The following is a 10,718-nucleotide window of genomic DNA, read 5'->3' as shown; positions in this document are numbered from 1 at the left end:
CCAACCAATCCAACAAATCCCACAAATCCAACCAATCCAACAAATCCCACAAATCCAACCAATCCAACAAATCCAACCAATCCAACAAATCCCACAAATCCAACCAATCCAACAAATCCCACAAATCCAACCAATCCAACAAATCCCACAAATCCAACCAATCCAACAAATCCAACCAATCCAACAAATCCCACAAATCCAACCAATCCAACAAATCCCACAAATCCAACCAATCCAACAAATCCCACAAATCCAACCAATCCAACAAATCCAACACCAACGGACAACCAACCGCCATTAGCCAACAATGCCAACTCCCGCGTCGGCCCCAACACCAGCCGGTTAGTCACAGGATTGGGAGGAAGCGACCCCGACGGGTCGATCGTCTCTTACACGATCGACACCCTGCCCCCAGTAGACCAAGCAGTCCTGTTTTTAGGAGATCCAGCCAACGGTGGTGTACCAGTGACACCAGGCCAAGTCCTGACTCCAGCACAGTTGCAGCAACTATTTTTGCAAGCCACAGGCAACTTTACAGGAGCCAATTTCACCTACAGCGCCACAGACAACAGCGGCGCCTCCAGTCCCGCTGTCGCTACTGTCGCGGCCATACTTCCAACTGACAACCAACCGCCAGTTGCCAATAATTCCAACTCCCGCCTCGGCCCCAACAGCAGCAGGTTAGTCACGGGATTGGGAGGAAGCGACCCCGACGGGTCGATCGCCTCTTACACGATCGACACCCTGCCTCCTGCAGACCAAGCCGTGCTGTTTTTAGGAGATCCAGCCAACGGTGGTGTTGCGGTGACACCCGGCCAAGTCCTGACTCCAGCACAGTTGCAGCAACTATTTTTGCAAGCCACAGGCAACTTTACAGGAACCAATTTCACCTACAGGGCGAAAGACAACAGCGGTGCTATCAGTCCAGTCGCTACCGCTAGTGTGGCTGGACTGATAGGGCCCACCCCAACTCCAACACCAACGGACAACCAGCCGCCATTAGCCAACAATGCCAACTCCCGCGTCGGGCCCAACAGCAGCCGGTTAGTCACAGGATTGGGAGGAAGCGACCCCGACGGATCGATCGCCTCTTATACCATCAACACCCTGCCCCCAGTAGACCAAGCCGTTCTGTTTTTAGGAGATCCCGCTTTGGGCGGTGGTGTACCAGTGACACCAGGCCAAGTCCTGACTCCAGAACAGTTGCAGCAACTATTTTTGCAAGCCACAGGCAACTTTACAGGAGCCAATTTCACCTACAGCGCCACAGACAACAGCGGCGCCTCCAGTCCCGCTGTCGCTACGGTGGCGGCCATACTTCCAACTGGCAACCAACCGCCATTAGCCAACAATTCCAACTCCCGCCTAGGCCCCAACAGCAGCAGGTTAGTCACGGGATTGGGAGGAAGCGACGCCGACGGGTCGATCGCCTCTTACACGATCGACACCCTGCCTCCTGCAGACCAAGCCGTGCTGTTTTTAGGAGATCCCGCCAACGGTGGTGTTGCGGTGACACCCGGCCAAGTCCTGACTCCAGCACAGTTGCAGCAACTATTTTTGCAAGCCACAGGCAACTTTACAGGAACCAATTTCACCTACAGGGCGAAAGACAACAGCGGTGCTATCAGTCCAGTCGCTACCGCTAGTGTGGCTGGACTGATACGGCCCACACCAACACCAACGGACAACCAGCCGCCAGTTGCCAACAATGCCAACTCCCGCGTCGGGCCCAACAGCAGCAGGTTAGTCACGGGATTGGGAGGAAGCGACCCCGACGGGTCGATCGTCTCTTACACCATCAACACCCTGCCCTCACCAGACCAAGCAGTCCTGTTTTTAGGAGATCCAGCTTTGGGCGGCGTACCGGTGACACCAGGCCAAGTCCTGACTCCAGCACAGTTGCAGCAACTATTTTTCCAAACGAAGGGCAACTTTACAGGAGCCAATTTCACCTACAGCGCCACAGACAACAGCGGCGCCACCAGTCCCGCTACCGCTACTGTCGCGGCCATACTTCCAACTGACAACCAACCGCCAGTTGCCAACAATGCCAACTCCCGCCTCGGGCCCAACAGCAGCCAGTTAGTCACAGGATTGGGAGGAAGCGACCCCGACGGGTCGATCGTCTCTTACACGATCGACACCCTGCCCTCACCAGACCAAGCCGTGCTGTTTTTAGGAGATCCAGCCAACGGGGGTGTACCAGTGACACCAGGCCAAGTCCTGACTCCAGCACAGTTACAGCAACTATTTTTCCAAACGACAGGCAACTTTACAGGAGCCAATTTCACCTACAGCGCCACAGACAATGGCGGCGCCACCAGTCCCGCTACCGCTACTGTCGCGGCTATCTTGCGCCCGGTGGCGCCAACTCCAACAACTCCAACAACTCCAACAACTCCAACAACTCCAACAACTCCAACAACTCCAACAACTCCAACAACTCCAACAACTCCAACTGACAACCAACCGCCAGTTGCCAACAATGCCACCTCCCGCCTCGGCCCCAACAGCAGCAGGTTAGTCACGGGATTGGGAGGAAGCGACCCCGACGGGTCGATCGTCTCTTACACCATCAACACCCTGCCCCCAGTAGACCAAGCCGTCCTGTATTTAGGAGATCCCGCCAACGGTGGTGTACCGGTGACACCAGGCCAAGTCCTGACTCCAGCACAGTTGCAGCAACTGTTTTTCTTCACGACAGGCAACTTTACAGGAACCAATTTCACCTACACCGCTACCGACAACAGCGGTGCTATCAGTCCAGTCGCTACCGCTAGTGTGGCTGGACTGATAGGGCCCACACCAACTCCAACACCAACGGACAACCAACCGCCAGTTGCCAACAATGCCAACTCCCGCGTCGGGCCCAACAGCACCCAGTTAGTCACGGGATTGGGAGGAAGCGACCCCGACGGGTCGATCGTCTCTTACACCATCAACACCCTGCCCTCACCAGACCAAGCCGTTCTGTTTTTAGGAGATCCAGCCAACGGCGGCGTACCGGTGACACCAGGCCAAGTCCTGACTCCAGCACAGTTACAGCAACTATTTTTGCAAGCCACAGGCAACTTTACAGGAGCAAATTTCACCTACAGCGCCACAGACAACAGCGGCGCCTCCAGTCCTGGTGCTGCTACTGTCGCGGCCATACTTCCAACTGACAACCAACCGCCAGTTGCCAACAATGCCAACTCCAGCCTCGCGCCCAACAGCAGCCAGTTAGTCACGGGATTGGGAGGAAGCGACCCCGACGGGTCGATCGTCTCTTACACCATCAACACCCTGCCCTCACCAGACCAAGCCGTTCTGTTTTTAGGAGATCCCGCTTTGGGCGGCGGCGTACCCGTGACACCCGGCCAAGTCCTGACTCCAGCACAGTTGCAGCAACTATTTTTCTTCACGACGGGCAACTTTACAGGAGCCAATTTCACCTACAGCGCCACAGACAACAGCGGTGCCACCAGTCCCGCTGTCGCTACTGTCACGGCTATCTTGCGCCCGGTGGCGCCAACTCCCACACCAACGCCGGCATCGCCGATCGTCTCAAATCCGATCGGGGAAACAGATACCGACTGTTTGTGTGGGCCCATTATGGAAAAACCCGGAATTAACTTTGCGCCCCCGCAGCAACCACCTGCTGTTGGATTTGTCCGGCCTATTTCACAATTTTCAGAGGGACAAACCACCAAAGGAACCGACGGCGATGGCTTCATCGCAGACACCAAAGGCAACCAAAAAATCGTCGGTTTTGGAGGCAACGACCTGCTTTTAGGTGAAGACGGCGCGGACGAAATTTACGGCAACGAAGACAATGACAGGGTTTTTGGTGGCATTGACACCGATATTGTTGACGGAGGCGAGGGCAACGATAGTGTTTACGGAGGCAAACAGAATGACTGGGTTGCCGGCGACTTAGACTCTGACACTCTCTTTGGAGATCTAGGTGCCGATACGATTTTGGGAGACAACGGGCAGAACAACTCCCAAAATCCTGACGATGCTCGCGATTTGCTCTTTGGAGGCAACGGTACAGACCTCATTAACGGCAACGAGGGCGACGATATCATCCATACCGGCAAAGGTGGCGATATTGCCCTTGGAGGTAAAGAAAATGACCTAATTTGGGGCGAACTCGCGAACGATACCTTGTTTGGTGGCATCGGCTCCGACAGCTTGTTTGGGGGCATCCGCGACCAAAGGGCCACCGACTCCGAGGGACGCGACTTGCTGTACGGAGGCTTCGGTAACGACTTCCTCAACGGTCAACAAGACAACGATACGCTGGTTGCAGGCAAAGATAACGATCGCGCTTACGGAGGTAAAGGCACTGACATCATCTACGGTCAATTAGGCTCCGATACCCTCTACGGCGGCCAAGGAGGCGATACTCTGCTCGGTGACAGTGGCAGTTCCCAGTCCATCGGGGATATCGGCGAACAAGACTTAATCTTTAGCGACAGTGGCAACGACATCATCGGCGGCGGCCACGGTAATGATACCGTGCAAGCAGGTAAAGGCAATGATTGTGTTTGGGGTGGCAAAGATAATGACCTGACTTGGGGCGAACTTGGCTCTGATACCCTTGTCGGCGATAGCGGCGACGACACCATGTACGGCGGTGCTCGAAGTCGAGTTCAAGATGTTGGCGGCCAAGACTTGCTCTTTGGTGGCATCGGTGCTGATGTGCTGTTCGGCGATGAGGGTGACGATACCCTCAGTGGCGGTGAAGACAACGACTTGATTTTCGCCGGCAAAGCTAACGACCTCATACACGGAGATCTGGGTGACGACTTGATTTACGGCGGTGACGGCAGCGATGAACTCTGCGGTGGCGAGGGGAATGATACTATCTATGGCGATCGTGCTGATAACCGGGCTGTCTCGGTGGGCGCAAACGACCAGCAAGACTGCATCAACGGCGGTGACGGCGATGACTTGCTCTACGGCAATGAAGGCCTAGATACTATCAACGGAGATGCTGGCAGCGATACTCTGATTGGTGGTAAAGATAACGACCTTCTCAATGGGGGCGCTGGAGATGACTGGCTGTTTGGTGACTTGGGCGAGGATACTTTAATTGGAGGTATTGGGTTCGATCGATATGTGTTGAGTGCTGATGGCGGTATTGATACTGTCATTAACTTCGAGGTAGCCGTCGATAAGTTTGTTTTGAGGGAGGGCCTGAGTTTCCAGCAGTTGCAATTTAGCGCCACTCCGAACGGTACGTTGCTGCTAGTAGCAGGAACCGATCGGGTTTTAGCGAATCTGGTTGGGGTTAACGGGGCGATCGGCTCCTCGGATTTCCTACCAAATCTCTCTGAACTCTAGAATTGGCGGCGAAAGTCTCCTGTTATGACGAACAAAACGCCACAGCAGATATGAACTTCTGTGGCGTTCCTCACAATACTCAATCCGGGTTAAAAACTTTGTAGCACTCGGCCCTTGACCTCGTTCTTACAGTTGCCTTTTGTTCCTCTCTAAAATGCTAAAAAATCAAGGTGTATTCAAGCCGGATTTGGTATAATATTAAATCTGTTAGCATCGGGATTATTCATAAATCTCTGATTATCGGCGTGAATCTGCGTCAATCCCTTGTCATCTGCGGTTCGAGAAGTTTTCTTTTTTAAACCGCAGATGTGGGCAGATTAACACAGATTAACGCAGATTAATTCGATTAATTCCTGTTGCAGCGTCCGTGATTGTTGACGGGATTTTACGCCCGACGAGGCTACGGGATTTGATATAACTTTGTAGGTTTTACAGGTGTTCCAAGGTACCCCAGGGTTGGTAGCAAAGAGTGTTTACTACTAACTAATTTTAGTGGGTTGGGCGATCGGGAGCATCTCAGTTTTGCATTTACAGTGCGAGCGTCCCCGCTCGCGTATTGTACAATACGCGAGCGGGGACGCTCGCACTACAATAAAAAAAATGCTTTTTACAAAACTGAGATGCTCCCTTGGCGATCGGGCTTAAGAGCAAACTAAAATTCATCAATAATTCCCCATTCCCATTCCATTGATTCACAATAGAAGGAAAGAAGAGCTATTTTTTCCTTTTTCTTGGCGAAGCCCCAATTCCCCATAATCAATTCAAATACTTAGCTTAGGATAGCGAAATCTGCTTGCGTAAAAACAGCCGGCGCGGCTGGCCCAACAGCCAACCACTCCAATTCCAATCCACCTGTTGCAAGCGATAGCCGGCTTGATAGTACAACTGTCGCGCTGGGTGATTATTTTCCAGAACGTGGAGGTAAATCTCAGAAAATCCCCATTCTCTGGCTGTCTCCTCGCAGTTGCTGAGCAATTGTTGAGCAACCCCTTGCCGCCGGTACTCCGGGTGAACGGCTAAATTCGACAAATAAGGATAGTCAGAATTAGGGATTTGCCAAGGAAAGCGAGAACGTAGAGCCATTTCTACTGTTCCTGTTAGGCGCTGATCTCGGTGCGCCCTATAATTCTGCGTTCCCTCCTCGCGCGAGACTAGCTCAGCAACCAGACAAATGTAATGTTCTGCCTTAGAACGCAGTCGATTTTTTAAATCTTCGTAAATGCCCAAACGCAACACTGGATACACCCATTCTACAAACCCCTCGCGGGAGTGAAAGCTCATGGCCAAAATATCAGCTAGCTGCGTCAAGTCGTTCGGCGCAGCCACCCGGATCGAAAAACCCGAAAGTCCGGGAGTTTGTTGTTGGTGAGATGGTGAGGAAAAAAATGAAGGATTCACAATGCCAGGCCACTATATTAATTTTTTTACGCGGGTTTCTAAGCTACCCTCTTAGAAAATTCACTGATGTTATACTGATCTTATAACGTAACTTATAGGCATAGTTTATTAGCCCGATTAAATTACATTTTTTGGTGCTTGACTTTAAGTAGTATTTGAGGTAAAGGGAAAATTTTTAGCAGTTAATACTCTAGTTATGAAAAAATAAAACTCATCCCCTAATACTAGATTGGTGGATAAGCTATTTGGCCTTTAAATTGAAGCTCGATCCCTGGCTTTCGGCCGGCATCACAATAGTTTAAGTAAACAGTAGCTTACAAATTAAATGCGCGACAGCTTAGCGGGCAAGGTATTAAAAACAATCACAAAGGTTTTAACTTGATACTCCCGGGCCCGCTCAGGGACGGGGATTCTTGAAGAGTCCAAATACGAACCTTCAAAGGCGAAATCAAAGCGCCTCTACTGACTCTTTTAAGGCATAACCCTAAAGTTGCCGCTACTTTTCGCAAAATATTCGCCGCACCGTTGCAGTCTGCATTGATTTTGCTTCCATCTTTAGAACGATACAATCCGCGATTAACGCGCTTCCCAGATTCTTTCCACCCTTCAGTTTTTTCACCGAACTTAGGCAATTCATCCGAATCTAAAAAACTCGCCTTACTCGTATAGCTTTCTTCGGTTTCGATAAACCGAATGCCATATTGTTCGCAAAGTTGGGAAATCCTATCTTTCAATCGAGCGGTAGGAATTTGCACCAAATTTTGATTTGTTTTGCTGCCAAGATTAATCTCTTGACGCATTTCTTTATTCCAGCCAAAAATGACTGTGCCTATCTGATTTTCTAGGCAGTGTTTCAATATTAATCTAGCCGCTTTGTTAACTGCATCTCTGACCTGCCTGTTTCGCTTCTCTGTAATATGCGCCAATCTCTTAGACCAAAAACCTTGAGGTCTATGCTCTTTAATCGCTGCAACTCGCTTGTTATACCATTGATTTAATGATTTTAGATGCCGTCCATCTACGATAAAACTTGTTCCCGCATTGGAAACACAAGTTAACCAATTATTCAACCCTGGATCGATACCCAGAGCTTTGCTGACATCTAATTCAATCGCTCTTGACTGAAGTTGGTAGACAAACTCGGCATAAAATTGTCCCTTTCTTGGCAAAATACGAATCTCTCTAATTGTCTTGTAGTCGAGATTGGACGGCATCGGCAAATAAAATTCACTAATTCCAAACCACAATTTAACCTTACTGCCTAATGGGAACCTCAATTGCCCATTCTTTAGCTTTACGTCTGCCTTTGGGAAGGTCACAAGCTTTAAGCTGTTTTTGCGGTATTTGGGTAGTCTAGGATGTTGCGTTACTGTGCCACTTTTGATTCCCTTGAGCAATCCAATATATGACTTGAAAGATTCCGCAACACTGGTCAACGTTTGTTGAGCAACATGGGAATACAGCGCTTTGAAATGAAGATTTTCCTTGAATAATTTGTGCAAGTCATACTTGCCGGGAATCCTCCCGGTCTTGAAATACAGTTGTCGAGAGTAGTAAGTCCCGCAGTTGGCTAGTTTGTTCGACTCTTCGCATACAAACTCTAGAACGCTTCTTAACTCTCGATTTGGACTAATTAAATTTTGCTGACATCCATAGCTAGACATTTTTTTGATTCTCAATGTACTGCTTGATTACTGAAATAGGCGCACCGCCAACAGTCGCAATAAAGTAGCTATTCGTCCACAGGGTTGGCAATCGACTTTTTAACCAAGGAAATTCTTGACGGAGATATCTGGAAGAGCGTCCTTTCATGTATCGAATTAGCTTGGCAATTCCAAATTGAGGATCGCACTCGACTAAGAGGTGAACATGATCTGGCATTACTTCCATTTCTATTAATTCACTGTTAAACTCAGTCGCCACCTCTAACAATATCTCCTTTAAACGGGCATCGACCCCCTCAACTAAAACCTTGCGACGATATTTCGGACACCACACAATGTGGTACTTGCACGAGTAGACAACATTTTTATTTGATTTGTAATTAACACTCATAGTAGAGTTATACAGCACTAATCTGCATACTACACTAATTTTGCCTTAAGAATTGTTAAATACTGAAGGCGGTTGAAACCGCTACCGACTTATCCCAATGTCTAAAGCCAGGGGCCCGGCGGGCTCGTTCTTCGGTCAGGTTCCCGGAATCCTACCGCTCTCTGCTTAGGGAAATACCCGATCGAATATAATTTATCTTTGACACTCCCCACGGCCCAAGCTGGGGGATTCTCCAAGCTAAACTTGGAAGGGACAGGCAAAAGTCCCCCTAGACGCTCAAAACAATACCCGTATCAAAGATATTGCAATTGCGCTTACTTTTAGAGTGTTTCTTACTTTCAGAGTCCATCGCTTGCGCCAGATAGGTACGCTCCTCACCCTGCCATTATTCGCCCTTTAAGTATTCCGCATCAAAGGCGGATGTCTCCGTTGCCGGGATTTCTCCGCACGCTTGATGATTCTTCGCGTAGATGGTTATTCTTACTTGCTGTTTGAATTATATCAAACACGCTCAGGCGGTTGAAACCGCTACCGACTTATCCCCGTGTCTAAAGCCAGGGGCCCGGCGGGCTCGTTCTTCGGTCAAGCGGTAGTTGAAAAACTCAACGACTGACCATAGTAACACCGGGCACGATCGCGCGTCGGATGTTCCCCGCCGCCCCCCGGGCTGGCACCCCAGCTTTCAGCAGTTCTGGGCTATCCATCGCCCGTCCCCGATCGAACCGGCCTTACCTGTTGAGCTACTGGGTACTTTTTCAACCTCCAATTTAAATTTGGATGCCTGGAAACAGTCGGCAGGCGTTTTCCCCCTCGGTTCGATACTCTGCTGCGCGCGAGACCTTCAAAACCTCGATCGAGCTGATTGACCCTGCCTAAAAACCGATACAAGTCACCGACACTCGTCGTGGAGAGATCAAAATTTTAGACCCTAGTTCAAGCTCCGCGATTCATCTGTGGAGTAAATCTAAAATCTAAAATCTAAAATCTAAAATCGACCGATCGGTTTCCACAGAGTACATCCCTAGCTAAGATTAACAGATGGATGCTCGATCTTGCGGTGTTTCGCCGCAGTAATTGGCTTGGGGGTTGGTCTGCAGCAGGCACAAAAAATGCCGAGATCGGGGAAAAAAGTGCAAGTCTAACTAAAATGGTACAGCAATTGCGTCACTCCCACAGACACCTCTGTGGTCTGTGGGCGACCCCCGAATATCAGTCAGGGGCTCGGCGCCGGATTGTGGTCGGTATCCTTGGCTGACTGTTAAAGTTGCTGTTAATTGTGGGAAAAAACACCGGCGAAGATGTTGGTTGTCTATTGTATCTTGCTGCGGGCAGCTTTCACATACCAAATAAAACACTCCCCGGAGCCAGGCTCAAACATAATTTTGGCAAATCAACTCACAATCAGGACGGTTATTCCTATGTATTCTGAGATATCCAGACTGCAGTTAAAATGGGAGCATCTCATATTGGTAAAAACACTTCTTCTGGCTCCTTCCTTATTCCTCTTCCCTCCTGCCTCCTGCCTCAAAACTCCTGCCTCAAAACTCCAATTTCTAGCTGGGCTGCTTTCATTGAGATGCTCCCGTTAAAATGGCCAGATGTGTGTTTGCTGTATTGCTGCATAAAGGTAAGGGGTGAAAAAAACTTATCGGGAGACGAGTTTATATGAATATCATTAAATAATAAAATTGGGGTGCACGACAGATAACTGTGGCTCAGAAGAATTCCGAATTGAAAACCCAGACATCAAAAATCAAGGTTGATGCTTGCCTCGGCCTACTCACAACAACTTCATATCCACGAATTATTGTGATACCATTTTCCCAAAATAATGGCCCTCTAGGCAAAATCCCAAGCCTTATGTCATCACTCATTCGCAATCGAAAATCGCAAATCGAAAATCGAAAATGGTATGACTTCAGCAATTTAAATCG

Annotated in this window: 5 protein-coding genes; 1 reads left to right on the top strand and 4 read right to left on the bottom strand. The window is 49.5% G+C overall.

All coding sequences use genetic code 11. The features are described 5' to 3' along the window. Positions 1-298 (bottom strand): hypothetical protein (locus QT992_RS27450; RefSeq protein WP_333378198.1); only part of this gene is annotated, 298 nt, incomplete at its 3' end. Positions 299-354: 56 nt separating this feature from the next. Between QT992_RS27450 and QT992_RS27445 the strand changes: the two genes are divergently transcribed. Next, positions 355-5,331, top strand: a complete 4,977-nt coding sequence (locus tag QT992_RS27445) for an Ig-like domain-containing protein (protein ID WP_333378195.1) — start codon at positions 355-357, stop codon at positions 5,329-5,331. Between the two features lie 774 nt (positions 5,332-6,105). Here QT992_RS27445 and QT992_RS27440 read toward each other — a convergent pair. The 3 genes from QT992_RS27440 to tnpA all read right to left on the bottom strand — a co-directional run bounded on the left by QT992_RS27440 (position 6,106) and on the right by tnpA (position 8,784). Then, complete coding sequence (locus tag QT992_RS27440; RefSeq protein WP_333322100.1) at positions 6,106-6,729, bottom strand: GNAT family N-acetyltransferase; 624 nt, start codon at positions 6,727-6,729, stop codon at positions 6,106-6,108. Between the two features lie 362 nt (positions 6,730-7,091). Beyond that, positions 7,092-8,393: a transposase gene (locus QT992_RS27435; RefSeq protein WP_333342587.1), complete on the bottom strand. Its 1,302-nt coding sequence runs from the start codon at positions 8,391-8,393 to the stop codon at positions 7,092-7,094. Then, positions 8,386-8,784 carry an IS200/IS605 family transposase gene (gene tnpA, locus QT992_RS27430; protein WP_333286416.1) on the bottom strand — a complete coding sequence of 133 codons (399 nt, stop codon included), beginning with the start codon at positions 8,782-8,784 and terminating at the stop codon, positions 8,386-8,388. The genes QT992_RS27435 and tnpA overlap by 8 nt, the downstream gene beginning before the upstream one ends. Between the last annotated feature and the right edge of the window lie 1,934 nt (positions 8,785-10,718).

The organism is Microcoleus sp. T3_D1 (genome assembly GCF_036700405.1).
GTDB lineage: Bacteria > Cyanobacteriota > Cyanobacteriia > Cyanobacteriales > Microcoleaceae > Microcoleus.
Note: the sequence above shows the minus strand (reverse complement) of the source record. Positions and strands in the feature narration are given on the sequence as shown.